The organism is Parendozoicomonas sp. Alg238-R29 (assembly GCF_947331445.1).
In the GTDB taxonomy this organism is placed as follows: domain Bacteria; phylum Pseudomonadota; class Gammaproteobacteria; order Pseudomonadales; family Endozoicomonadaceae; genus Sansalvadorimonas.
Genome location: NZ_CAMZOG010000001.1, coordinates 70814 through 95682, shown reverse-complemented (window position 1 = coordinate 95682; position 24869 = coordinate 70814). Strand labels below are relative to the sequence as shown.

Annotated in this window: 23 protein-coding genes; 13 read left to right on the top strand and 10 right to left on the bottom strand. The window is 47.3% G+C overall.

What is annotated here, in order from left to right; genetic code table 11:
• The first annotated feature begins 3 nt into the window (after positions 1–3).
• Positions 4–1050: a DNA polymerase III subunit delta gene (gene holA / locus QMA35_RS00470; protein WP_281645156.1), complete on the top strand. Its 1047-nt coding sequence runs from the start codon at positions 4–6 to the stop codon at positions 1048–1050.
• Between the two features lie 36 nt (positions 1051–1086).
• Complete coding sequence (locus QMA35_RS00465; protein WP_281645155.1) at positions 1087–1704, top strand: LysE family translocator; 618 nt, start codon at positions 1087–1089, stop codon at positions 1702–1704.
• 7 nt (positions 1705–1711) lie between these two features.
• On the opposite strand, the gene QMA35_RS00460 is transcribed toward QMA35_RS00465, so the two are convergent.
• Entirely contained in the window at positions 1712–3079 is a 1368-nt protein-coding gene (locus tag QMA35_RS00460) for a phosphatidylinositol-specific phospholipase C domain-containing protein (protein WP_281645154.1), read from the bottom strand.
• A gap of 183 nt (positions 3080–3262) precedes the next feature.
• On the opposite strand from QMA35_RS00460, the gene QMA35_RS00455 reads away from it, so the two are divergent.
• Complete coding sequence (locus tag QMA35_RS00455; RefSeq protein ID WP_281645153.1) at positions 3263–3553, top strand: hypothetical protein; 291 nt, start codon at positions 3263–3265, stop codon at positions 3551–3553.
• A 41-nt stretch (positions 3554–3594) separates the two neighbouring features.
• Here the strand turns inward: QMA35_RS00455 and QMA35_RS00450 are convergent, their stop codons facing one another.
• The 4 genes from QMA35_RS00450 to QMA35_RS00435 all read right to left on the bottom strand — a co-directional run bounded on the left by QMA35_RS00450 (position 3595) and on the right by QMA35_RS00435 (position 8110).
• Positions 3595–4572: a hypothetical protein gene (locus tag QMA35_RS00450; protein WP_281645152.1), complete on the bottom strand. Its 978-nt coding sequence runs from the start codon at positions 4570–4572 to the stop codon at positions 3595–3597.
• Between the two features lie 141 nt (positions 4573–4713).
• The gene (gene ilvD / locus QMA35_RS00445) at positions 4714–6555 is read right to left on the bottom strand and encodes a dihydroxy-acid dehydratase (protein WP_281645151.1); all 1842 of its coding nucleotides are present in this window, start codon (positions 6553–6555) and stop codon (positions 4714–4716) included.
• Positions 6556–6658: 103 nt separating this feature from the next.
• Positions 6659–7060, bottom strand: a complete 402-nt coding sequence (locus QMA35_RS00440) for a thioesterase family protein (RefSeq protein WP_281645150.1) — start codon at positions 7058–7060, stop codon at positions 6659–6661.
• A 24-nt stretch (positions 7061–7084) separates the two neighbouring features.
• The gene (locus QMA35_RS00435) at positions 7085–8110 is read right to left on the bottom strand and encodes an AraC family transcriptional regulator (protein ID WP_281645149.1); all 1026 of its coding nucleotides are present in this window, start codon (positions 8108–8110) and stop codon (positions 7085–7087) included.
• 154 nt (positions 8111–8264) lie between these two features.
• On the opposite strand from QMA35_RS00435, the gene QMA35_RS00430 reads away from it, so the two are divergent.
• Positions 8265–9137 carry a metal-dependent hydrolase gene (locus tag QMA35_RS00430; protein WP_281645148.1) on the top strand — a complete coding sequence of 291 codons (873 nt, stop codon included), beginning with the start codon at positions 8265–8267 and terminating at the stop codon, positions 9135–9137.
• Positions 9138–9218: 81 nt separating this feature from the next.
• Here the strand turns inward: QMA35_RS00430 and QMA35_RS00425 are convergent, their stop codons facing one another.
• The gene (locus QMA35_RS00425) at positions 9219–9518 is read right to left on the bottom strand and encodes an NAD(P)-binding protein (RefSeq protein ID WP_281645147.1); all 300 of its coding nucleotides are present in this window, start codon (positions 9516–9518) and stop codon (positions 9219–9221) included.
• A gap of 123 nt (positions 9519–9641) precedes the next feature.
• Here QMA35_RS00425 and QMA35_RS00420 point away from each other — a divergent pair, with 123 nt between their 5' ends.
• The 4 genes from QMA35_RS00420 (at position 9642) to QMA35_RS00405 (ending at position 14069) form a co-directional block, all read left to right on the top strand.
• Entirely contained in the window at positions 9642–10226 is a 585-nt protein-coding gene (locus QMA35_RS00420) for a sigma-70 family RNA polymerase sigma factor (RefSeq protein ID WP_281645146.1), read from the top strand.
• Entirely contained in the window at positions 10223–10879 is a 657-nt protein-coding gene (locus QMA35_RS00415) for a ChrR family anti-sigma-E factor (RefSeq protein ID WP_281645145.1), read from the top strand. The genes QMA35_RS00420 and QMA35_RS00415 overlap by 4 nt, the downstream gene beginning before the upstream one ends.
• A 100-nt stretch (positions 10880–10979) precedes the next feature.
• Positions 10980–12356, top strand: a complete 1377-nt coding sequence (locus QMA35_RS00410; protein ID WP_281645144.1) for a sodium-dependent transporter — start codon at positions 10980–10982, stop codon at positions 12354–12356.
• 324 nt (positions 12357–12680) lie between these two features.
• Entirely contained in the window at positions 12681–14069 is a 1389-nt protein-coding gene (locus QMA35_RS00405) for a sodium-dependent transporter (RefSeq protein WP_281645143.1), read from the top strand.
• A 122-nt stretch (positions 14070–14191) separates the two neighbouring features.
• On the opposite strand, the gene QMA35_RS00400 is transcribed toward QMA35_RS00405, so the two are convergent.
• Genes QMA35_RS00400 through QMA35_RS00385 form a run of 4 tightly spaced genes read right to left on the bottom strand, consistent with a single transcriptional unit; the run spans position 14192 to position 17626 of the window.
• A complete protein-coding gene (locus tag QMA35_RS00400) occupies positions 14192–14764 on the bottom strand; it encodes a PqiC family protein (protein WP_281645142.1) in 573 nt (190 codons plus the stop codon).
• Entirely contained in the window at positions 14761–15723 is a 963-nt protein-coding gene (locus QMA35_RS00395; RefSeq protein ID WP_281645141.1) for an MlaD family protein, read from the bottom strand. The genes QMA35_RS00400 and QMA35_RS00395 overlap by 4 nt, the downstream gene beginning before the upstream one ends.
• Positions 15720–16520 (bottom strand): ATP-binding cassette domain-containing protein, encoded by an 801-nt coding sequence (locus QMA35_RS00390; RefSeq protein WP_281645140.1) that lies wholly within the window; start codon positions 16518–16520, stop codon positions 15720–15722. The genes QMA35_RS00395 and QMA35_RS00390 overlap by 4 nt, the downstream gene beginning before the upstream one ends.
• A 2-nt stretch (positions 16521–16522) precedes the next feature.
• Positions 16523–17626 carry an ABC transporter permease gene (locus QMA35_RS00385; RefSeq protein ID WP_281645139.1) on the bottom strand — a complete coding sequence of 368 codons (1104 nt, stop codon included), beginning with the start codon at positions 17624–17626 and terminating at the stop codon, positions 16523–16525.
• A gap of 188 nt (positions 17627–17814) precedes the next feature.
• On the opposite strand from QMA35_RS00385, the gene QMA35_RS00380 reads away from it, so the two are divergent.
• From QMA35_RS00380 to QMA35_RS00360, 5 genes are all read left to right on the top strand, one after another.
• Entirely contained in the window at positions 17815–18276 is a 462-nt protein-coding gene (locus QMA35_RS00380) for a GspH/FimT family pseudopilin (protein ID WP_281645138.1), read from the top strand.
• A gap of 3 nt (positions 18277–18279) precedes the next feature.
• The gene (gene pilV / locus QMA35_RS00375) at positions 18280–18720 is read left to right on the top strand and encodes a type IV pilus modification protein PilV (RefSeq protein WP_281645137.1); all 441 of its coding nucleotides are present in this window, start codon (positions 18280–18282) and stop codon (positions 18718–18720) included.
• On the top strand, positions 18717–19610 hold the full coding sequence (locus QMA35_RS00370) for a prepilin-type N-terminal cleavage/methylation domain-containing protein (RefSeq protein ID WP_281645136.1): 894 nt from the start codon (positions 18717–18719) through the stop codon (positions 19608–19610). The genes pilV and QMA35_RS00370 overlap by 4 nt, the downstream gene beginning before the upstream one ends.
• Positions 19607–20047, top strand: a complete 441-nt coding sequence (locus QMA35_RS00365) for a hypothetical protein (RefSeq protein ID WP_281645135.1) — start codon at positions 19607–19609, stop codon at positions 20045–20047. Before QMA35_RS00370 ends, QMA35_RS00365 begins: the two co-directional genes overlap by 4 nt.
• Positions 20048–20109: 62 nt before the next feature.
• Positions 20110–24822, top strand: a complete 4713-nt coding sequence (locus QMA35_RS00360) for a PilC/PilY family type IV pilus protein (protein ID WP_281645134.1) — start codon at positions 20110–20112, stop codon at positions 24820–24822.
• Positions 24823–24869 lie beyond the last annotated feature (47 nt).

The window sequence follows — 24869 nt, the reverse complement described above, 5'->3', positions numbered from 1 at the left end:
TTTATGAAAGTCCGCATAGACCAGCTACAGGGCCAGCTTCGAAAGAATCTGGCTCCTGTCTATATTGTTTCGGGCGACGAGCCTCTGCAGATTGAAGAAGCCTGTGACACTATTCGAAGGGCTGCCCGGGACAATGGTTACACTGATCGCATTGTGCACCATGTTGACCCCGGTTTTTCCTGGCAGGATATTATGGTGGAAGCTAATAGCCTTTCCCTGTTTGCCAGCAAGCAGCTGATTGAGCTGCGGGTAGCTTTTGACAAGATTGGTGACGGGAAAAAGGTTCTGCAGGAATATGCCGAACGCCTGCCTCCTGACACCATGCTGCTTTTGATCACCACGCGCATTACCAAGAAGCAAGAAAAGGTAAAGTGGTTCACAGCACTTGAGCAACAGAGCGTTTACACCCAGATATGGCCTGTCGAACCCCATCAGTTACCAGGTTGGATCAGTCAGCGGCTGAAACGTGCCGGCCTGAATGCTGAACCAGAGGCTGTCACTCTGCTTGCAGATCTTCTTGAAGGTAACCTGCTGGCAGCGGCCCAGGAAATTGAAAAGCTCAAATTACTCAGTGATCAGGTCATCACTGTTGATACTGTTCGTAATGTTGTTGCAGACAATGCCCGCTATGATGTTTTTGGCTTGGCTGATGCGGTGCTTGCCGGAGATGTTCGCCATAGCCTGAGGATATTTCATGGTCTTTTGGCTGAGGGAACGGAACCGACCATTATGCTCTGGTCATTATCCCGTGAACTGAGATTGGCTAATCATATGGCCAGCGGCCTGCGACAAGGAATGGGATTGGATGCAATCATTGAGCAGGTTGCCCGCCCCCATAAGCAAGTGCCTTTTCTTCTGAAGAAAAAGAAAAACAACTATATGAGCTTTATTCGTCGTCACGGTGAAAAAGCTATCCGCGACATGATTGAGCGCGCAGCATTGATTGACCGCACTCTGAAAGGTGTTGAATCCAACTACAATACCAATGATGAATTACTGGGTCTGACCATGCGCATGGCTGGTATGCCAACCCTGACATCCCTCAACTAAGAAAGCTCAACCAACAAGCAGGATAACAAGAGCAGTATGCCCCTGACGGAATGGTTTCCTATTTTTACAGTCTGCCTGCTGGGGGCCATTTCCCCGGGTCCAAGTCTTGCTGTTGTTTTGCGTAACACCATGAATGGCTCCCGCCTCCATGGTGTTGCCACGGGAGTCAGTCACAGTATGGGCATTGCATTTTATGCCCTGATAGTGACGACTGGAATCTCCGTTCTTATTACTGAAACACCACTTGCCTTTCGTTTCATTACCTGGGGTGGGGCACTCTATCTGGCATGGCTGGCAATCAATGCTTTTAAAGCCTCCGCAGATATCACTCAGGGTGGCGAGGCAAACAAGACGGCAGAACTAACCATCGCTGGAGCTGCCAGACAGGGATTTCTGATTTCCTTTCTGAATCCTAAGATTGCCGTTTTCTTCCTGGCGCTGTTCAGTCAGTTTGTAAAACCGGGAGCCGAGTGGGTTCAACAGGAGATTATAGTGTTGACCGCGACTGCGGTAGATGGCATCTGGTATTCATTGGTCGCCCTTGCCTTCAGCCACCCTCGATTAATGCCGGCGATTCAGAAAAAAGCTGGATTCATTAATAAACTGACTGGCACAGTTTTGCTGCTGATAGCTATCAGGATTGTCTTGTCCTGACAGTCTCTCAATTTAAAGCGCCTTCCAACTGCATTTTGTTTTCTGCCATACAGGCACGGAATATATCGCTGTCTTCAATAAAGTCCTGAAGAACGATATTCACCCGCTTATTATTTTTCTGAGCCGCATTCATCAGATATTTCATCATCCCTGATGGTTTGCGAATCGTGTCAATTAACTGATCCTGGGAACCGGGAATCCCGGGCACAGCCATTTTCGCGATATCACCATCCCTTGGGGTAAGAATCATCTGAGAAACATAAAATTGATCATTACGCCGGTAAGGAATACTGGCAGCAAGTCTCTCCAAAATCTCATCAGGACGGCTTTTGTCATACCAGATATTGGACAGGTTCTGGTACCAGTGCCAGATCATCGGGTGATCACCGCTGTCTTCAGCGACCACAATGACCTGCTTCCCTGCATTCTGGAACTCTTTAATAGAAGATCCAGGTGTCATCACTTTAGGATCTGAAAGCCTTCCCCCAAGCTGCGTTTCAAGAAGCTGATAAATCTCCCGTCTCTCCTCGCGACTCATACCGTGAGCTTCACTAACATGGAAGATAACAACCTCACCTGGATTTTCATCCAAAAATCGGCGCAAATCTTCCACAACTTTTGCTATGGTGGCGCCTTCCAATTGATGCACTGTCACCAGACGCCCCTTGACCTTTCTCGCCCGAATATCCAGATAGCGCACACCTTTCTTCAGCTGCTCATAAACATTCAAATCCTGGTTTTTCGCCCATAGCGCAACAACCTGTTTTACGGGAAGATCCAGAAAGTCAAACTTAACTTTATCCAGAATCTCCCGTACTGGCTTGTCCATAAAAGGATCTTCGCCGGAGAGAGCGCTGATTTTGTAGCTACCGGCATTATGGGTGCCTGGCATGCAGATCTGGTTAAGAGGAATATCACTGTTCGAATATAACTCCGTCATCCAGCGGGACTCAGAAGGTAAACCTTCCTCGAGGTGAGGGTTGTACACATAGTTCAACCCATAAATCTGGTCGATTCTGCCAGATCGCCCAATACGAAGCTCCATATTTTTCAACAGACGGGTTTCTATACTGGCTTTTTGCTTCCATGACCCAAAGGCCTTTTTATCAAAAATCTCCACACGCTCATCACCGGAAACAGCCCGGCAATACTTCTTCCTCCATTTCAGATGGTAAACCCCACCATTTCCAGGAAAAACAACTCGCCCTCTGTCACGAACCTGAATACCAATACTGAGATTGCTCGCCACCGCTGAAGCACTGGTATGAGCCCGGTTATTAATACAGAACTCATCTTCAGGAACAGAGGCGTGAACCGTAGCTACGGACCAAAGTAGCAAGAGCCAAAACCAACGAAGAATTTTCTCTGCAACCACAATTATGCTTCCTTTCTACAAACGCCAATCCCTTGGTTATCGGCCTACAACCGTAATCTATTGAGGATATTGCCAGCTGTCGTTCAGACCTTAGCCGCATCACGACCTATTCCATCGAACTTCTATGGTTCCCGCCGTGTCAATAGAAGCATACGAATGGGATACATGGATATTGGAGGCACTATGAACAGACAGGATATTGTATGGATTTTGGTACGGGCCACAGGGTTCTGGATGCTGGCTCTCAGCCTGCAGATGCTACCATCTCTGTTTATGGCGACGCCTGAAATTATCAACATCTTGCTTTCATGGGATATGTTGATGGAGAGTGGTAACTTGCAGACTCTCCTCAGCCATGGCCCACTTGCTCACTCTGTCAGCATCATTAGCAAGCTGGCTGTTTACCTGATTTCTGCTCTTTATCTGATTGGCAGGGGTGAAGGATTGATTGCAGCAATTAACAGAAGATCTTAAGACAAGACGCCTGGAGCATAAGCTCCAGGCATCCACTTTTCTCAGAAGGTTCTTACCCGCTTTTTACTGTACCACTCATTCGCTTTGTGCTTTTCGTAGTAATACCAGATTTTTCGATAGGCTAGTCCGAAATTAACGAAGTTCTGCCTGAACACCTTCGCCATGGTCTCCGGTGAATAGCCTCGTTTAAACATATCCATCATCTCATCTTTAAAGCCGCTTTTATCTTCTATTGCAGACTCAAAGTGAGTCAAAGCTTCATTAGATAAAACCGCATACCAGGTCAGAGATTGAGCAAGGCGTGGAGGAATACCTTCTGGATTTACGGCCAAACGGGAGTTAAATAGTAGTAAAGCAGCAAGCCTGTCTACAGGAACCAAAGAGGTCAGTTTTGAACCAGCAAGATCTGAAACCGGTTGATAACACTGATAGTAATAATCCGACAGCTGACTGTCCGGTTCATTAGTGGCCAGTTTACCAAGGGCTTCCTCACAACGTGCAGTTATACTCTGTTTTAATGCATCGAAAGATTCAGCACTGGCTTCAGGTGGATTGAAGTAGTAATAAAACGCCTTTTTGGACCACTCCTTGAGTTTCTTTTCCATCCTCTCTTTGGCTCTACCAGGCTCAGAAATCTGCTTGTCCTGATCAGGGCTAGACGAGTGGGAGTTAGATATACCCATTCGTGAATCAATATCGGCAAAGATGAACGCTTTTATCGGGTGATAAACCACTTTCAGATAATTAGTCCACAACAGCTGATCCGGGTTACTCCCTTCAAATTGTTCAGACAACACTTGATGGGAATATTCAATGTAAAGCTTTTTTGCCAGAGCCTTGCTGCCTTCATCAATCTTGCCCATTGGGCTGTGGCTGTAAGCGGTTGCCGGCACCGCATAAGCAATCGCTTTTTTAGCGATCGGGTCGAGTGAATCTCCTGTTCCTGCAGTTGAATCTACCTCTTCAGCAGCCCAGGTAACAGGCAAGAGAAAGCTGGCAGTAACAATTAGACTTCTCACAAACCCCTTCATGTTCACTCCCTGATGGAAATTAAATGATTCCATTTCAGAGTAGACACAGAAATTAGGGGGGTGACAGGAAGAAATTAAAACGCCCACTTATTTGTGGGCGCTTTAATTATCAGTTGTGAATAGCAATCACTAATCAAATAAACTCAAGTCTCGAACAGCGCCACGGTCAGCACTGGTAGCCATCTTGGCATAAGCCTTAAGAGCTGTTGATACTTTACGTGGACGCTCGGCTACAGGCTTCCAGCCATCCTTACCTTTGGCATCCATAGCGGAACGACGCTTAGCCAGCTCCTCGTCGGAAAGCTTCACGTTGATTGTTCGGTTAGGGATATCAATATGAATCATATCTCCCTTTTCTACCAAACCAATAGTTCCACCAGCGGCCGCTTCTGGAGAAACATGACCAATAGAGAGGCCTGATGTACCACCAGAAAAACGACCATCAGTCATCAGAGCACACTCTTTGCCGAGACCTTTGGACTTCAGGTAACTGGTTGGGTACAGCATCTCTTGCATACCCGGGCCACCTTTTGGCCCTTCGTAGCGAATAACCACAACATCGCCGGGCTTCACCCGATCTTCCAACACATCACTGACAGCATCTTCCTGGCTCTCACAGACGTGAGCCGGGCCTTCAAATACCAGAATACTTTCATCAACCCCGGAGGTTTTTACGACACAACCATTTTCTGCAATATTTCCGAACAGCACCGCTAGACCACCTTCCTGACTGTAAGCATGGTCGAGTGAGCGAATGCAGCCATTTTCCCGATCAGCATCCAGGCTCGGCCAGCGCGTGCTCTGACTGAAGGCCTGAGTAGTACGGATACCGGCAGGGCCAGCTTTATAGAAGGTTTTCACGCTGTCATCAGCTGTGATCATGATATCCCACTTAGCCAGCCCCTCGGCAACAGTGGCACTGTGTACGGTAGGAATATCATGGTGCAGCAGACCTGCCCGATCCAGTTCTGCCAGAATACCGAACACTCCACCAGCCCGGTGCACATCTTCCATGTGATATTTCTGAATATTGGGAGCAACCTTACACAGCTGAGGAACCTTACGGGACAGGCGGTCAATATCCTGCATATCAAATGGCACCTCGCCTTCCTGAGCAGCAGCCAACAGATGGAGGATAGTGTTGGTTGAACCGCCCATGGCGATATCAAGGCTCATGGCGTTCTCAAAAGCTTTCACGCTGGCTACAGAGCGAGGCAGTACAGACTCATCGTCCTGTTCATAATAACGGCGAGTAATGTCAACGATGCGACGACCAGCCTCAAGGAATAGCTGTTCACGGTCAGCATGGGTTGCCAGCATGGAACCATTACCCGGCAGAGAAAGACCCAGAGCCTCAGTCAGACAGTTCATGGAGTTAGCTGTAAACATACCAGAGCATGAGCCACAGGTTGGGCAGGCAGAACGTTCATATTCATCTACCTGTTCCTGATCTGCATCAGAAGCGGCAATAACCATCGCATCAACCAAATCAAGCTTATTCTCAGACAGCTTGGTTTTACCGGCTTCCATCGGCCCGCCAGACACAAAGATCACTGGAATATTCAGGCGCATGGATGCCATCAGCATTCCCGGTGTAATCTTGTCACAGTTCGAGATGCAAACCAGCGCATCGGCACAATGAGCATTCACCATGTACTCGACAGAGTCAGCAATAATATCCCGGCTAGGCAGGGAATAGAGCATGCCATCGTGACCCATAGCGATGCCGTCATCTACGGCAATAGTGTTGAACTCTTTGGCTACACCACCCGCCTTTTCAATTTCACGGGCAACCAGCTGCCCCATATCTTTCAAGTGCACATGGCCGGGTACAAACTGGGTAAAAGAGTTGGCAACGGCAATAATAGGCTTCTGGAAATCTTCATCGGTCATACCTGTTGCGCGCCACAGGGAGCGAGCGCCAGCCATGTTACGACCCTGGGTAGAAGTTTTTGAACGATAAACAGGCATGAGCCACCTCAAAAGCAGGTCGCAGTCGTTTACTGCGTGGTATTTTTCTGAATTATGATCCTTAACAGAAAGGCATCATACCAGATTTAGCACTTGCAGTGATTTACTCTGAAATTAAGGCTTTCTGCAATTCAGAGCGAATAACATCCGGTATAGGTGATGACTTTGCAGAAGCATAGTCATAATGAATCATAACGGCATCTCCCCGGGCACAGCATTTTTCCTGTTGCCACACTTCTTGCCGGATAGTCATGGAAGAGTTGCCAATCTTGACCAGGCCAGTACGAATCTCCACATCCTTATCAGTGCCATAATGAATCTCAGCAAGAAAGTCGACGGTAATTCTGGCAATGATCAGTTTCCACTTGTTCACATCCATATCCGGAGTGAATAACTGAAAGATTGGCTCCCGGGCTTTTTCAAACCATACGGGCACAACTGTATTGTTGATATGACCGAGTGCGTCGGTCTCAAAAAAGCGAGGTGAAATAATTTCTTTATACATCGTTATTTATTAGAGACTGAAATCTCAGGCTCCCACTTCTTCTGTTGTTTGTCGGTAAAATCCGGGGGAATGTCCCGTCCATTTTCGGAAGGCACGGCCAAAATTACTAGGATCGTTATAATCCAAACGCTCGGCAATTTCTTCAACGGTTAAACGGGTGTTACGCAGATAATGCAATGCCAGCCGTTTACGTTCGCGGTTCACCAGGGTGCGATAGGTTATATCCAATTCCTGCAGCTGACGACGCAAAGTTCGGGGAGAAATAGAGAGATAATCTGCAGTCTGCTCCAAAGAAGGAATAACACCTTCCCTGCTGCGAATATGGGCAAGCACCCGACCAAGCAGGCCAGTCTCTACCTTCATATCAGCCAGCATTTTCTGACACTGGCGCTCGGCAACTTCCCGGGCAATATCGTCCGCCATAGGCATGGGTGTGGATATATAGTGGGCAGGGAAACGGTATTGGTGAGCAGCATGCCCATAGGTGACAGTGGTATCGGCAAAGTCAAAGTCATCGTAATAATCCACCTTATCCATAGCCAGCTGCAGGGTATGTCCGGCAGAAGCCTGGGGACCAAAGGTGTACATTTTCATAACCTGCTGGGAGCCGATAAAAGCTTCCACGTAAAAGCGACGATTATCTCCAAGATCCAGCGCTTCATCAAACTGGAGAATGGCTGTATCTCCATCCACTTCCAGTGACATAACCATCAACGGAAAACGTGTTCCCAGATAACGAACCGACATACTGATCATTTCGCCAATATAACGACTGGCCATTGCGGCAGTAGCAAGAATGCCATGACTGGGAAGGTTCAGGCGCATACCAAGTTTCCAGCCCAGACCATCAATACCGGACTGCTGACACAGGGTGATCAGCTTGTCACAACGTTCAAAATCAATTGAGCCATCATCCAATTCAAGCTCTGAAAACTGAATACCAGCCCCCCTCAGAAGAGTATTTTTATCAAACCCATATTCAGACATCAGCGCCATCAGGTGGCGGATGTAAACGATAGGCAGAGCTATATTTTTTTTTATATTTTTCATAGCGCCCTATTAACACCTCACTCCGTCAAATATGCCACTACAGAATCAAACGACTTAATGGACTATTGTTCCACATAAAATCCGGAACTCTCTTCATTTCTATCACACCCTGTCTGGTTATCATACTCACACAAACGACGGAATAAATATAATAATGAACCACGTGAAGAATCAGGTAGAAAGACCAGCTGGGGTTGATGTAAAGCCCCGCCATGTTCAGTTCGACCTGAATGATATCGATCGTTACTGGCATGGTGGTGATCCGTTCATTACACATTTTTTTAATGGGCTTTCAACACTGTTCCCACAAGGGGAACGTTTTTTTATTGATTCCGTCCGTGCTGTTATGGATCAGATTGATAATCCAAAACTTCAGGAAGAAGTAAAAGGCTTCATTGCCCAGGAAGCCATTCACGGCAATGAGCATGACAAATATAACCAGCTGTTAAAAGGGCAGGGTTACGATATTGATATGCTGGCACGCCACCAGGATTGGTGGACTCGCCTTGGCAATAAAACCATGACCAAAAAACAGCAGTTGGCGACAACCTGCGCTGTTGAACATTTCACCGCTATTCTTGCCAACGGTATGATGGAAGAACCTGATCGTTGGCTGGGAAATGCCCCGAAGAACATGCAGGCACTCTGGCACTGGCATGCTATTGAAGAGACCGAACATAAAGCGGTGTGCTTTGACGTTTATAACGAGATTGGCGGCTGGTACATCACCCGTAATCTGATGATGATTCAGACCACTATTCACTTTTCTTACATGATTGCCCGCCACGTTTGCCACTTCCTGGCTAGGGACAAGGTTTTATGGAAGTGGCAAACCTGGAAAACCGGCTACCATTTCTTGCTGGGCAAAGGAGGTATTATTCGTCAGGTATTTCGGGATTACATCGATTACTACCGCTCTGGTTTTCACCCGTGGCAGCAGGACAATAGTTCACTGGTAGGCGGCTGGAAAAAGAAATTTGGCGACCGCTACCTGCGCAAGAAGAATCCACAGCCAACGACTTCCTGATCAGGAAGACTCAGATTCACTAAGCGGGCAGGTTTTCTCTAACCCGCCCGCTTCTTTACTAAAGAAAAACGTAAGCCTGCCTTAGGGCGTTCTCCAGAAAGGTAGGTTAAAAACATTTCCTCTCTGGGCGAACAAGCCATTGAAGGCTGTGCCGGCATATTCTGTTTTACCGTTACTAATTGATACGGCAAATGACATATCTGTTTTGGCGACTGACGATGATTTCCCTTGAACAGTGGCCGTATGACTGTGTCCACCAAAACGATCATCTTTTTCGTAGAGGGTAACTTTGTGTTGACGTGAAAGCAGCCATGGCAGGAAATACCAGAGCCAACAAATACCAGAGCCAACCACCGCAACATTCACGCCTCTGCCTTCCATTTTTATTATCCGTTCAATATGTGATTGCCTTGCTTTTACGAGAGTTTTTCAGTTTCAGATCATGATTCGGTTGCTTTTAATAGCCGTATACAGCATTAAATATCTATCGGCTGTTTACCTGTTATGCACTTGGCACTTAACTATAAAAATATGAAACCCAGAAACAGCGCACTTCTAGATTCAGAAGACTTGGAGCAAAAGCTGGTCAACCTTGGCAAATACCGTGACAAACAACTGTTTCTGCCAATTTATGACCATTTCGCCCCTCGCCTGAAAAGCCACCTGATGAGTCATGGTGCTCACAGCGAGCAAGCCGAAGAGCTGGTCCAGGAAGCCATGCTGGCCGTGTGGAAACACTGCGGCACTTTTAATCCGGATAAAGCGACCGCTTCTACCTGGATATTCCGTATCACCAGGAACCTATGGATAGATCGAATGAGAAAGGATAAATCTCACTTACTGTCCCCCATCGATAACTATCCAGACCCAGCTTTCACTCCCAGCCTTGCTTTCGCTGATGGCAAAATATTGAAAAATGCCATCACGTCACTACCGCAATCACAGGCTCAATTGGTTTACAAAGTGTATTACGAAGGAAAAACCCACAAAGAAATCGCTGATGAATGCGAAATTCCTTTAGGCAGTGTGAAGTCAGGATTGCGATTGGCTTTTGAGAAACTTCGGAAATACACAGGAGGAGGACTATGACTCCCCATCATCACCCAGATGCCAGCACCCTGATGAGCTATGCCGCAGGTAGCCTTCCTGATGCCATTGCAACGGTTGTGGCATGCCATGTTTCCGTGTGTGAACAATGCCAGGAAGCTGTAGCAGAAGCAGAACAGCTAGGGCGTTTTCTGATGGAACAGCAGCCAGATGCAGAGCTGTCTAAAGATGCTCGTGCCAAAATGCTCGACCTGTTGGACTCCGTAGAACCAGACACACCAGATACTGAGAAGGCAGTTGAACCTCGAGAAGCTAACGGAGATATCCCCCTGCCCTTGCGTTCTTACCTGGGAACGAGTTTCGACAGCCTGCGCTGGAAAGCAATGGTTCCAGGGATGAAGCAGTTCATTATTCCCTCAACCCAGGGGCAATTAAGACTGCTGAGAATCGCATCAGGTACCAGCATGCCCATTCATAGCCATACCGGATCAGAACTGACCATGGTTTTGAAAGGTTCATATAGTGATGAGCTGGGGCGCTTTGGCGTAGGGGATGTTGCTGATTTAGACCCTGAGATCCAACACCAGCCAGCCACAGATACTCACGAAGATTGTATCTGTCTGATTGCAACAGATGCTCCGTTGAAGTTCACCAAGCTGGTTCCAAGACTTCTGCAACCATTCTTTAGACTGTAAGTTCTTTAGACTGTAAGTGTTTCCCCCTGCCTGCTGCAGGCGGGGAGCCCTTGGTACAGCTAGACTGTTTCCCAATATCTGTACTATTTGAGAAACATTTATGCCATCAGATTCGCCAGAACAAACTGCTTCGCTACCCCGTTTTGGATTCAGTACACGTATTGGTTTTGTTCTGGCTGCCGCTGGCTCTGCCGTTGGCCTTGGCAATATCTGGAGTTTCCCGGCTCAGGTGGCTGAAAATGGTGGCGCCGCCTTTGTTCTGGTGTACTTGGTTTTATCTCTCTTGCTCGCCTATCCCGCCCTTGTGGCAGAGTTGATGATTGGCCGTTATGGCCAGAGCAACCCGGTTACAGCACTGGAATCTGTTCCACAAAATCCTGCCTGGCGCACAGTTACAAAACTCACCGGCATTGTTGCTGTTCTGATGATCTGCCTGATCTTCAGTTTTTACAGCATCGTTGGCGGCTGGCTGGCTGGCTTTACCCTGGCACCTCTTTTTGAAACAACCGGTATGCCTTCTGCAGCATCCTGGTTGCAAACGTTCTCCCCCACCCGAAACCTGCTGCTTGCCATTATTTTCATTGCTCTGACACTGGGAATAGTCAACGGTGGCGTGCAAAAAGGGATTGAGCGCTGGTCTGCCCGGCTCATGCCCCTTCTGGTTCTGCTTCTCGTCGGTTTAATTTTTACAGTTATGACTCAGGAAGGCGCCATAGAAGGGGTACACCACTATCTGATTCCAGATTTCAGCCGGATCAATGAAACACTGATAATGAATGCGCTGGGACAATCCTTCTTCTCAATGTCTCTCGGGGTAGGTGCCATGATGGTTTATGGCTCTTACCTGAAACGCAATGCCAACCTTCCCAATGTTGCACTTCAGGTTTGCCTGCTGGATACCGGAATTGCGTTCCTGGCTGGCCTGCTGATCATCCCCGCCCTGTTCGTGGCAATGAATCTTGGGGTTTCCATCTATCTGCCCGATGGACATCTTGCTAACAACGACACTCTGGTTTTCGAGGTTCTTCCGGCACTTTTTAACAACCTTGGCGTTATGGGCATTCCTATTGCTTTGGCTTTTTTCTCTCTGATGTCTATCGCTGCACTCACATCATCAATCTCGATGCTGGAAGTGCCCGTTGCCTGCCTGACCGAAAGAGCCGGTTTATCACGCAAAAGAGCCAGCCTTATTGTGTGCATTGGAGTGCTCGCCATTGTGGCGATCGTGATCGCAAAATTTGACCCGCTGTTTGGCGCAGTGGTTTCCCTTACAACAGGTTACGCACAACCAATTGATGGTCTTCTGTTTTGTCTTTTTGCGGGCTGGTTGATGGGAAGAAACAGAAAGCTTCAGGAGATTCGCAAAGGCTGGCCGGAGGCTGAAAAAAGTCTGTTCTGGAAAGTTTGGCCCTGGTACATAAAAATCATCTGCCCAATCATGATTACTTCGATCTTTATCCTGCAACACCAGTCGTAAACAGGCATTACCCCTGAGAGATTTTTTGTAGCATTAACTGGTAGATTGCCGACTCACCTTTTTAACTAGTAAATCGAGTATTGCATGCTGACGTCTGCTCTACAGATAGCCAACTCTTAGCCAACTCTTAGCCAACTCTGAACAACCGTATTTTGCGGTTGTTAGCAGTGCACGATTTAACGATTACCTGGCTTACTTTATCTAGCCGGGTTGGCTCTATATGCCGACCTGTAAGACGGTCGGAAGAAATCTATTATAAGAACTCTCCCTCCTCCTCTCTCTTACAGGCCTGCTCTTACAAGAACAGTCATGCAGGAGAAGTACATGACATCAATACAATCGACAACAACCGCTCCCTCTGACATCTCGGCCGGGGAAGCCTCGTCTCGTTCCGGATTCTCATCCCGTATGGGTTTTGTTATGGCCGCGGCAGGCTCTGCAGTTGGCCTGGGAAACATTTGGGGTTTTCCAACTCAGGCCGCTCAAAACGGCGGCGCAGCATTTTTGCTGGTTTACCTGATCATGGTCGTTGTTCTGGCTTACCCTATGCTGGTTGCCGAACTAACTATTGGCCGTCTGGCGAAAAAGAACCCTATTGCCGCCCTATCTTCTCTCTCAGAGAAACCTCTTTGGAGAAAGTCGGGTATTCTCGCAGGCATTGCCGGTATCACTACTCTTTCGCTGATTTTGAGCTTCTACGCAATCATTGCCGGTTGGTTAATCGCCTTTATGATAGAACCTCTGGCCCGTATGGCCGGAATGCCAGAAGTAGCAGACTGGCTGATTAACTTCTCCACAGCTCGAAACATGACCATGATGGCCGTTTTCATTCTGCTGACAACCTATATCGTTAAAAATGGCGTAAGTAATGGCATTGAGGCGTGGTCTAAAAAATTAATGCCCATGTTGTTCATTCTGCTTATTGCACTCGCTGGTTACATTGTGACTTTGCCCGGTGCTGAGGTTGGTTTGAAAATGTACCTGGTGCCAGACTTCAGCCGAATTCTCGAGCCTTCATTGTTAGTCAGCGCGATGGGGCAGGCATTCTTCTCTCTGTCTATTGGTACCTGCGCCATAATGGCTTATGGCAGCTACCTTTCCGAAAAAGAAAACCTGCCTAAAACTGCTGGCATTGTCGCCACACTGGATACCAGTGTTGCAGTACTGGCTGGTTTGTTGATTCTGCCTGCTATGACTGTTGCTCAGGCAAACGGTGTTGCTATTTATGGTAACGACGGCACCTTGCTGTCTTCCGACACTCTGGTATTTACAGTTCTTCCAGCCTTGTTTAATAACATGGGTAGCATTGGTTCTATTGTTGCTGTCGCCTTTTTTGCTCTTATGACCATTGCAGCTCTCACTTCCTCTATTTCCATGCTGGAAGCTCCCGTTAACACTGCCTGTGAATATCTCGATCAGCCACGCCCTAAAATGGCACTGGTTACCGGCAGTATTATTGCTCTGATTTCTGCAATCATTATTTTGAATTTTGGTGAACTGTTCGGATTCGTAATTACTCTGACAACAGTTTATGCCCAGCCCATTCTGGCAATGGCCTTTGGCCTGCTGCTGACTTGGGTATTACATCGTGACCGACTGCTGAAAGAATTGAAGAAAGGCCATCCTGAACTGGAACAAGGGCTGTTCTGGAAAATCTGGCCCTGGTACGTGAAATTCATCTGCCCGGTAATGATGTTGATGGTGTTTATCTAAAACCAGATTTAGACCAAAGCCTCACCCACTTTGGTCTAATTTTCCTCGACGCAGGGAGAGCATATTATTTACGCACTCTCCCCATATTACGGAGTCCACAGTGGCTCCGATTTTTTTGAGAGTTATTGATAAGCCGCTAACTTGCCAGCAATCTGCTCACTCAGCTGGACAAGAGCAGAACTCAGCCCCTGAACAAAAGCTTCTTCTCTTGTCCCATCGTGCATTACTAGAACAACGAAGGGCTCTTCATTCTGTCGATAGATTGTTTCCCGCTCTTTATTCTCAATACGCCAATTCACAGCCATTTCAACGTTTGCGCCAGTAAGAGATACATCTGTGATCTCTACAAACACAGCTCGATCAGGACGATTCCCTCCCAGCCATGGACCAACATTTACTGGTTTTCCAGATAATTCTCTGCTCAGGTTTGTGCTGAGTACATGTTCAATCTGGCTTTTTACATCGAAACTCCAGCGATCGTTATCAGTGCGGTGGATCTTGTATCCATCACTCCAACTCATCAGGTTAGAAGTCATCCAACCCGGAATAATAACGGGAGCAACACCAACGTTTTGAACGACTTTATAGTTTCCGGCGACTGCATCAGGCTTCAATCGATAATAATCAAAAGTCTGCGTAGAGGCGCAACCAGCCAAAGCGGTCAGCAGAACTAAACAGTAAAAAATCCGGTTCATGGGTTTACCTTCGCTCGGCCTGCAAGGATAGAGTTTGGCTGTTGCTCTAACATGGTGGCTAACTGTTCAACAGAACGGGCGGCGCGGTCAAGGCTGTTGAGGCTCTCACCCAGCTTGTAGATAACAGGCGAATCCGGCTGAAGATAAGCATTCATAGCTTCAGCTGTTTCGCTCATAGTGACCATGGTTTCTTCCATACTGGCCATCGCTTCATCCATTCTTATACCAGCAGAATCAGCATTACTGCCCATTTTCCCTGAGGCAAGTTCCACCGCAGTCATTGTGCGATTCATATTGCTGGCAAGTTGTTGGAAATCATCGCCGCCTGTCAGCATTCCCAGATTCTTCACCATGTTGTTCATTTCAGTGGGCAGTTCTTTGAAATCACTGGAGTCGGTGAACTCACGGATATTCGCCATGGTTTGCTGAAAGTCTTTCGCAAGAGCAACCAGATCTACCTCACTGAAGTCGTTCAATTTTTCCATATCGCTGGGAACGGTGGGAATTTGGGGAAATTCGGTATCAACAAGAATTGTACGTGGCTCGCTGTTATAAAAGTCGACTTCAATGTACAAAAGACCAGTGAGCAAACTCTGTAGTTTCAGCTTGGCCCCAAGACCTTCACTGATCAGAAGTTCTATCAACCCTTCTCTATTATCGTCATCATCAAACTCAACCCGACCGGGATAAACATCAATGACAACTGCATTCAGCGGAGTGTTAGAGCCTTTATAAAATCGGGCTTTCACACTGACAACTTCACCAATCTGAACGCCTTTCAAGGTGACTGGCGATCCAGTTTCGAGCCCCTTTACCGAGGCATCGTAAACCAGCTCATAACGCATTCGAGCTTCACCAAAAATGCTACCGGTATTGACGATCATCACCATGCCAATGCCAAGAACCAGCATTACGACAACAAAGAAACCAACACCTGCTGCTTTTGTTCGTGCATTCATTCCATAAGCTCCCTGTTGCTCCCTTCTTCACCACGGGCAAGAAAAGAGCGAACAATATCCTTTTGACTATGATCCCTTAACCATTTGGGATCTCCCTGATCCAGCCAGGTTTTGGTAATGGCATCCAGATAAATACCATTGTTGGCAATAGCGAAAATACTGGCAAGTTCATGGGTCACCATGACCACAGTTGTTCCGGTTGAATCCCGCAGGTTCAGGATCAGGTCATCAAGACGGCGAGCGCTTAACGGATCAAGACCAGCAGAAGGTTCATCGAAAAACAGAATCTCGGGATCAAGAGCAATGGCTCTTGCCAATCCGGCACGTTTACACATACCGCCACTGATTTGGGATGGGTAATAATCCTCAAATCCGGAAAGCCCTACAAGAGCCAGTTTATACGCAACAAGCTCGGCAGTTTCTTTACGTGGAATACCAGCATGGCGCACGGGCAGAGCGATATTTTCAGCCAGGGTCATATCACTGAAAAGAGCACCACTTTGGAAGGTGACTCCCCAACGGGATCGGAGTTTCTGCCGCTCAGATTCATCAGCACAGGTATAGCTGACACCGTTGTAGAGAATATTTCCGGCAACCGGTTCATAAAGACCGGTCAGATGTTTGAGAAGTGTACTCTTGCCGCAACCACTTCCCCCCATCACTACAAAGATGTCACCCTGATTCACTTTGAAGTTGATATTTTCCTGAATAAGCTGAGCTCCATAACCCATAGTCAGCCCACGGGTTTCTATTACAGGGGCATCATTTACAGGCTTTTTGGTAGTCATATCATCCATGATCAAATATCCAGGTGATAGAACATGATATTCAGACCAGCGTCAGCTATCACAAAAAACACAATCGCCAACACAACGGCTCTTGTTGTTGCCCGACCGACAGCCGCGGAAGAACTGCCGCAGTTCATTCCCGACTGACACCCAGCCAGAACAATCAACCAGCCGAACACCAAACCTTTAAAACATCCAACAGCCACATCAACGGGTGTAAATGATGACAGTAACTGGAAAAGGTACATACGGGGGGTCATATCCATGGTCATGGCAATCACCCCTCCTCCAATCATGCCCAGTACAAAACTGTAAATACACAACAACGGCATGGTAATGGTCATAGCCAGCAAGCGCGGCATAACCAGAAAGTCCATAGGACGAATGCCCATGGTGGTTAAGGCATCCACTTCTTCATTAACTTTCATGGCGCCCAGCTCGGCTGCCCAGGATGCGCCGGTTCGACCAGCCATAATCACAGCCGTCATCAATGCGCCCATCTCCCGCACCATCCCTACAGCCACAAGGTTGGCGACATAAACCTCTGCACCAAACTGACGTAGTTGAATAATGCCAAGGTAAGCGAGAATCATCCCCACCAAAATACTGATCAAAGTAATAATACCGATCGCCTGCGGGCCAGACTGATTCAAACAGGACACAGCATCAGCTGCGCGCATATGACTGCGCCCGGCAAACAGGCGCAGGGAGCACATAGTCATTTCACCAATAAAAATCATGGTATCAATGACTTCATCCCAGGCATGTTTTAATCCAGCAAAGCGGCTATGACTATCTGGTGGCTGGGTTGTATTACGGGGAACGGCCGTTGCGAGATCAAACAAACTTGTCAGGTTTGGTGGCAGGGCAGAAAAATCAAGCTGTTGCTGCTTTTCCGGATGATGATGAATAAAAGACAACAGATATGCTGGAAATGAGGAATCCCATGAAAAACTTTCATCGGCAATCAACTTGATAGGTTTTCTGAGTTCCTGTTCTATACAACTTTCCAGCTTTTTGGCTTCGGCAGACCTCGCCTGCCCGCACCAGTTGCCGGAGAGAGTAACCAATAGATGTCGTTCACCTTCATGCTGATAAGAAACTTGTGCTTTCATCGCCCCAGAAAAATCCCGCCTCACTCCCCTCAAGATATAGCAATTTCTGCATACAAACTATTGTGACATCCGACACAAATGGAGAGATTATATTTTGTACAGAATATACAATAAAAAAACCCAGTGATATGATCCAAAAATGCCGTAGAACAGTCGTGTAAATCAGCTTGGAATTAGATGTAAGCAGAATGCACAATAAAAGAAAAAAAACAAATAACGGTTTCACACTTGTGGAATTGATGGTTATTGTCGCCATCATTTCCATACTGGCAACGGTTGCCGTGCCCGGTTTTAATGACTTCATTCAGCGGAACAGTGTCGCTTCTGAAGCCAACCGTCTTATATCCATTCTTCGTTATGCTCGCTCTGAAGCTGTTCAGCTGCAGAGAGATATACGTGTATGTCAGGCCAATGCAACGCAAGATGACTGCGGTACTGGCAACAATGGCTTTCTGGTTATAGACGCATTCAATTCCAAAGTATTACAGGCAACACCTCCTTTCTCAGGAGACCTGGTGATATCGAACGTCAATATCACCTTTTCAGAGGATGGCTCCACCGGGAATGCCGGAGCTATTACAGTCAGGGACGGTAAAAATAAGAATTCAGCTGACATTCAGCTGAATGTCGCCGGACTTGTCACACTCTAAAAAATGAAAAGAAAACATGCCACCCCAGCTTCGGCTCGGGGTTTCTCGCTAGTCGAAATTCTGATCGCCCTGCTGATTCTCTCTGTTGGCATTCTGGGCATGCTGGCACTTCAGGCTCAATCAGTAAAATCCAATATCAGCTCTGACCAGAGAACCCACGCCCTGATGATCCTCGACAGCATTGAAGAAACCATTCTGGCAGATACAGACAACCGGGGTGCGAGCATCTGTGGTGCTGGTGCTCTCGTACCTTTTACAAACAATCTCTCAGGTGTAGATAATACAGCCAAACTTAGCATGGTCGATGTCAATGCACCCTGCCCTATTGTCGACCCTAACAACGACATGAACATCTATCGGTTCCAGGTGTCCTGGGAGGAGCTCCAATCATTTCGTGGTAATGGCCAAGATCCTACCGCCGTAGTTAGGGAGGTAAGATTGTGATATCAATCAGCTCGTTCCAACCTCAGCAAAAAGGTATTTCACTGATAGAACTGATGATCGCTCTGGCGCTTGGCACACTATTGGTATTGGGGATAACCCGCTATTCAATTGATGCCTTGCAAAGCCAGCAAGCAGTCGTCGATCTGGCCGACATTCAAGATTCAGCACGTATAACCATGGGAACCGTTCAAAATAATATCCAACGCGGGGGTTATCAAGGTTGCGGCAGGTTCGCCAGAGATGTTTCGAGCAATTTAAATAAAGAATGGAAAGACAGGGTCAACACCCTAACATCATCCCGTGCTGTAGATATTGAGAATGACAGCATTACAACAATCTCGATGTCACCGCTATTTTCTGTCCCTGTTCCCCTCATTATTTCTGCAGATAGAAGAACAATAACTATCGATAATTCTGCAGCACAAAAACCTGCAGATCGTGTGTTTTTTAGCAGGCGCGATAATACCAATGCTAATCGCCTCATTATTGCAACTTGCCAGATGCTTGAAGTGATAGATCCACCGGCAATCAATCAAGGTGATACAGCTTTCACTCTGGCAACGCCTATTCATGGTGATTTTATTAACCTTGAAACCAATGAGCCCCTGGAAGGTATTGCTTTATATAACTACCGCGAGCATAAGCTTGAATATAATGCAAACGGTATGAACATGGCAGTTACAGGTGGCAAGCCCAAACCATTTATTTCCAATCTGGAAACCAATGGCGCTGCATTTACAAGGGAAGACAACGGCACCTACACCATCACACTCAACTTTCTGGATACCCTGAGAAACGATATAGACGGAGCCCCACCACAGGGGGAAAGCGAACCTGGCCTTTATACCACGAGAGTCATTCCCCGCAACCTGCTGGAGGAACAACGATGAGCCAGCGTCATTCCCAAAACGGTGCCACTCTGATCATTGCATTAGTCATGCTTCTGGTCGTCACTATGGTCGGTCTGTCAGGGCTTTACAATATTACACTCCAGAACAAACAGGTGCGTACAATAGAAGAAAATCGTACCTTTTACAGCGCATCAAATGCCATTTTTCAGCAAGCGCTCGTGGCACTGAATGCAGCCCCTGGTTCAGAGCAGCATATAACTTCCCCCTTCCCCGGAACAGCGAGTGAAACCTCTTATAGAGGCCACGGTAATTGCAACGGTACAGGAAACAATTTAGAACAGCTATATCGCTGCAAATCCGTCCAAACAACAATTGGGTTTCCTGCCACAGGTGATGCAAATCAACCAGACCCTGATGGCCCAAATCGCTCCTATACCTTGCATTATCAATATCGAAATTTCGGCACAGAGTTCTGAGCCATTTAATGCCACTAAACATGGCCACTTAAGAAATAATCGCTTAAGAAAAAGAACAGCCAATGAACAAAAAAATATCGAACAAACTGCTTGCTCTGGCGCTCTCAACTTTTCTGGGAGCGGGAACCTTTCATTCGGCACTGGCCGATGACACTGAGATCTTCTTTGGTGGCCAGGCATCCGGCCAGGTGATAGCGCCTAACGTTCTATTCATATTGGATAACTCAGGCTCCATGAACAACCGGATATGCCGATCCGGTGATCGAGCGTGTGAGAATGACCCAGACAGAGCCAACAAAACCAGAATGCAGCAGCTGCAAGCTTCGTTCTCAGATTTGCTCGACAGCACCCAAAATCTTCCCTTGAATGCAGGCTTGTTAAGGTTCTGGAAAAACAATAGTTATGACGATACCAATGGCGTTTATCACGAAGTCGAGAACCTTGAAAACCCAGTGGCGTCTATTCCTGTTGAAGTGGTAACACCTGATGTCGGAGTCGGTGACGCTGATGAAAACTCTCTCAATAATCAGGTAGATACAACCGATACAGCTGTTCGGGTTGGTGTTATCTCAAACGGAGCCATTGAAGCTTTTCCTCTTCCCATAAATGGCAATAATTTCGGAAGCGAGGCGACCGGTGGCGGAGTTAACCTCGGTAGCTATATGCGCTTCTATCCGAATTACCACAACTCCTATTATTTTGAAGGTTTTAACATTCCAGCAAATGCCGTCATTATCGAAGCCAGACTAGACATGCAGGCATACAATGTAAGCACGTGGGTTAACTCCACCAATACTGTTGAAATCAGTGCGGACACAATTCTTAATACCCCTCTGAATAACTCCAGCAGACATATCTCCAACCGGAAAAGCACCCAGATTCCTGCAGCCAACAGAGTGCAGTGGAGGATGGGAGATAATCGAATTGGTACTGGTAACTGGTTCCAGACACCGGACATCAGCAGTGTTATTCAGGGTGTTGTCAATAGTAACCCCGGCACCGATATTACAAGTCTGGCTTTTCTGTTTAATCCGGAAACTGCCAACAGCAATCTTGAAACCTACTACGATAACCAGGCTGCACGGGTTCCACGTCTTCACATTCGATATAGTGCTCCCGCGAGTGGCGGCCAGCTTGAAGCCCATACAGCAGGCTTTCGCTTCAGTGACGTCGCAGTTCCACAAGGAGCAACAATAACCAAAGCAACTTTACGCCTGACCCCTGACAGCGACAATGCATCAACGCCAACTTTCATCATCAAAGCCGAAAATGTTGGAAACTCTGCTACATTCGCAGAAACTGACAACAACATTTCTGACAGAGCACTCACCAGTTCATCCACATCCTGGACGCTCTCTCCCTGGCAGGTGACAGATTCTAACGGTGACAGGAATCTCTATGAAACAGACGTTACCAGTAGCCTGCAGGAAGTTGTGAGTCGCAGTGACTGGTGTGGTGGCAATGCAGCAACGTTTATTATTGCACCGGAAAATGGCTCTTCCGGCTTCAGGGATATTGCCAGTGAAGAGGCTTCTGCCCCACCACCTGCATTGGCTGTTGAATACACCGTTTCCGGAACACCCGGCTGTAGTTTAAAAACCATCAAATACCCAATCATTGATCGGGGTAATGATGCCATCAAACATAACTCTGCGACATCAACGACGCTCACATCTGTTGCCCTCAACCTTCCCAGAGGTGATGTTGGCCTTCGTTTTTCACAGTTCCCAGTATTGAAAGACGTTGATATTCAAGAGGCGTTTATTGAATTCACAGCCAGTGAAAACTCAAACAGCACTTTCGCTACCACTATCAGTGGGGAAAAAGTCGACGATTCCGAACCATTTACTCAGAGCAAAACAACAATAAGTGCTCGCACTGTAACAAGTTCAACAGTTTCCTGGACCCCTGAAACCGTCTGGGAGGCAAATAAAACATACAGATCTCCAGACGTCAGCGATATTCTTGAAGAAATTGTGAGTAAATCAGGATGGTCAGCAGGAAACGCCCTGACCCTGTTTGTAAAAACCAATACTCCAACCTCCTCAAAAAACAAGCGAGCCTACTCTTGGGATGGCTCCCCATCCCAAGCTCCGAGGTTGATCATTAAGTTATCGGAGGATGGTTTTAACGACTCAATTACAACCCACAGGGTACGAGACCGTCTCAAGAGCTATGTAAATGAACTGAAGCCTGGACGTGGAACCCCTATTATAAAATCACTATTGCAGGCTCAGAGTTACTACTCCGGCAGCAACTCACCGATGACTAACACGTGTCAGAGTAACCATATTGTTTTGCTTTCAGATGGTTCTCCTAACGGATTCCACTCCAGCGAAGCCAGTCAGATTACGAGCCGTACAGGAACAACCTGCAACTACAACAGCTCAATCTCTAGACAACAAACTTGTGGTCGCATCCTGACAAAGTGGATGGAAGAGAACGATCAAAAGTCTTCTCTGGACGGTGAAAATACAATCACCACCCACACAATTGGCTTTGCTGCCAGCGGATCGGCTCTCGGCTTTCTAGAAGGTGTTGCCAGTAAAAAAGATGACGACAGCGCCCGCTACTACACTGCAACAGATGCTGCCTCATTGACTCAGGCATTCGGCAAAATCCTTCAGGAAATTTTGTCTGTGGAGGCCTCATTCAACAGTGCCAGTATTTCCGTAAACCAGTATCGCAGCTACCAGCATAACAACGAGCTGTACTACGCCCTCTTCACTCCTAACGATAAAACCAACTGGAGTGGTAATCTCAAGAAATACAAACTGGGTACCAATAATGACCAGACAAGCTTCTTCCTGGTAGACAAGAACGGCAAAAAAGCTGTTGATAAAGATACAGGCGGCTTTAAAGAGAGAACTACCAGCTTCTGGTCAAGCTCCCCAGATGGTGGCCAAACCCAGTTAGGTGGTGCAGCTTCACGACTGCCAAATCCGGATCAGAGACAAATCTATACCGATGTGGGCTTGGACGCTGGAGATCCGCTAACGGCGGAACCGCTAACAGTGAGTAACAGCACCATTACCAAGGGCATCTTGGGCAACCCAAGCATGAGCAATGACTACCGCAGCGATATTATCAACTGGGGGCGTGGCTACAATCAGTCAGGCTCTATTCGCCAGCAAATTGGTGACCCACTGCACTCTCAACCCGCACTGGTAACCTATGGCTGCAGGGAGTACCAAGATCCGGACGACAAATCGAAAGGCTGCGCTCCAGAAAAAGAAGACATCAGCCTGTTCTTTGGCACAAACCAGGGTTTCCTTCATGCAATTAGTGGCACAACGGGAACGAACCGAGGTCGGGAAATCTTCTCCTATATTCCAGAAGAATTACTGAAAAATCTGGAAGACTATATGGTTGATCCAGAGACAGGAAATAGTATTAAAAAACCCTATGGCATAGATGGCAGCCCAATCGCATGGCGAATTGACCACAATAAGAACGGTGCAATAGAAGCCAGCGAAGGGGATAAAGTTTATCTCTACTTTGGTCTGCGCCGTGGCGGCGATCTTTACTATGCACTGGATATTACCAACCGAAATGACCCCAAACTGAAATGGAAGATTTCATCTGCCAGCACTGGCATGAGTAAACTTGGACAAACCTGGTCCAAGCCTGCCCGCACTAAAGTCATTATCGACAATGTGGTAAAACGTGCTTTGATATTTGGCGGTGGTTACGACACCAGTAACGATATCAGTGGCTCACCCAGGGAAGATGACGCTAAGGGTAATGCTCTATTTATTGTCGACGCAGAAAATGGTGACCTGCTCTGGAGTGCAACAAACAATAGCAGCGGCTCCCTCAAGCTAGACAAAATGGACTACAGCATTCCCGGAGATATTACGGTTCTTGATTTGAACCTTGATGGCTTCGGAGACCAAATCGTATTTGGCGATATGGGTGGGCAAGTATGGCGACTGTTTATTGATCAACGTCAGAGTAGAAGCAGCCAGAGTCTTATTGTTACACCATTCGGTGGTACCAGACAGCAAGACGCACAGGGTGTTGTCGCAGATTTGGCAGGCACCGATGCCAAGGGCAACAGGCGCTTTTACATGAAGCCGGTAACCGGTATTACCCAGACGGGTGACCGCAAGCTGTTCAGCATTGCCATTGGCTCTGGATATCGGGCCCACCCTCTTGACGAAACCGTAGACGACCGAGTTTATGTATTGAAATCTGCTGCTGTTTTTGACAACCCTTTATCTGTAAAAACTTTAACAGAGTCTGATCTTTACGATGCAACGGACAACAAAGTTCAAACTGGCAACGAATCAGAAGTGGAAGCCGCCCAAAGGGCTCTGGATCTGATACCAGTAAACAGTGATGGGTCCCAAAAGACCGGCTCCGATGGAGCACCGCTGCCTCCTTTATCTAATGGCGGCTGGTATATCCGCTTGGAAGAAAGTGGGGAAAAAGCACTATCAGACATTTCTTTGATTGATGGTTATTTCAGCTGGGCTTCTTACGAACCTGCCGCACAGTCTAACAGCTGCAAGGCTGTCTTAGGTACTAACCGTCTGTACCGAGTCAGCGCTAAAGATGGTTCAGCTCCAGACAACCAGCGCAAGAAAATTATCCAGAACACCGGCATTGTCTCTTCTACAAGGTTAGTAGTCATCAAGTCCAGCGAACTCGTTAACGGTGACCCTGATGATGATGGCCACAAACTGTTCGAATGTGTGGGCACTGAATGTTACGAGGCAGGTAGTGGTGGAATCATACAGCAGACAGGTTGGATAGATAAGAAAACCCACTAAAGCTCAAACCCGTTGATATCTGGTATCAACGGGTTTTCTTGTTTAAC

Excerpts from the sequence above, each read along its gene's own strand:
- QMA35_RS00390 (WP_281645140.1), bottom strand. The coding sequence starts at position 16,520 with ATGGATGATATGACTACCAAAAAGCCTGTAAATGATGCCCCTGTAATA.
- QMA35_RS00360 (WP_281645134.1), top strand. The coding sequence starts at position 20,110 with ATGAACAAAAAAATATCGAACAAACTGCTTGCTCTGGCGCTCTCAACT.
- QMA35_RS00395 (WP_281645141.1), bottom strand. The coding sequence starts at position 15,723 with ATGAATGCACGAACAAAAGCAGCAGGTGTTGGTTTCTTTGTTGTCGTA.
- QMA35_RS00465 (WP_281645155.1), top strand. The coding sequence starts at position 1,087 with ATGCCCCTGACGGAATGGTTTCCTATTTTTACAGTCTGCCTGCTGGGG.
- QMA35_RS00365 (WP_281645135.1), top strand. The coding sequence starts at position 19,607 with ATGAGCCAGCGTCATTCCCAAAACGGTGCCACTCTGATCATTGCATTA.
- ilvD (WP_281645151.1), bottom strand. The coding sequence starts at position 6,555 with ATGCCTGTTTATCGTTCAAAAACTTCTACCCAGGGTCGTAACATGGCT.
- QMA35_RS00435 (WP_281645149.1), bottom strand. The coding sequence starts at position 8,110 with ATGAAAAATATAAAAAAAAATATAGCTCTGCCTATCGTTTACATCCGC.
- QMA35_RS00410 (WP_281645144.1), top strand. The coding sequence starts at position 10,980 with ATGCCATCAGATTCGCCAGAACAAACTGCTTCGCTACCCCGTTTTGGA.
- QMA35_RS00405 (WP_281645143.1), top strand. The coding sequence starts at position 12,681 with ATGACATCAATACAATCGACAACAACCGCTCCCTCTGACATCTCGGCC.
- pilV (WP_281645137.1), top strand. The coding sequence starts at position 18,280 with ATGAAAAGAAAACATGCCACCCCAGCTTCGGCTCGGGGTTTCTCGCTA.
- QMA35_RS00420 (WP_281645146.1), top strand. The coding sequence starts at position 9,642 with ATGCACTTGGCACTTAACTATAAAAATATGAAACCCAGAAACAGCGCA.
- QMA35_RS00425 (WP_281645147.1), bottom strand. The coding sequence starts at position 9,518 with ATGGAAGGCAGAGGCGTGAATGTTGCGGTGGTTGGCTCTGGTATTTGT.
- QMA35_RS00385 (WP_281645139.1), bottom strand. The coding sequence starts at position 17,626 with ATGAAAGCACAAGTTTCTTATCAGCATGAAGGTGAACGACATCTATTG.
- QMA35_RS00380 (WP_281645138.1), top strand. The coding sequence starts at position 17,815 with ATGCACAATAAAAGAAAAAAAACAAATAACGGTTTCACACTTGTGGAA.
- holA (WP_281645156.1), top strand. The coding sequence starts at position 4 with ATGAAAGTCCGCATAGACCAGCTACAGGGCCAGCTTCGAAAGAATCTG.
- QMA35_RS00455 (WP_281645153.1), top strand. The coding sequence starts at position 3,263 with ATGAACAGACAGGATATTGTATGGATTTTGGTACGGGCCACAGGGTTC.
- QMA35_RS00430 (WP_281645148.1), top strand. The coding sequence starts at position 8,265 with ATGAACCACGTGAAGAATCAGGTAGAAAGACCAGCTGGGGTTGATGTA.
- QMA35_RS00440 (WP_281645150.1), bottom strand. The coding sequence starts at position 7,060 with ATGTATAAAGAAATTATTTCACCTCGCTTTTTTGAGACCGACGCACTC.
- QMA35_RS00400 (WP_281645142.1), bottom strand. The coding sequence starts at position 14,764 with ATGAACCGGATTTTTTACTGTTTAGTTCTGCTGACCGCTTTGGCTGGT.
- QMA35_RS00415 (WP_281645145.1), top strand. The coding sequence starts at position 10,223 with ATGACTCCCCATCATCACCCAGATGCCAGCACCCTGATGAGCTATGCC.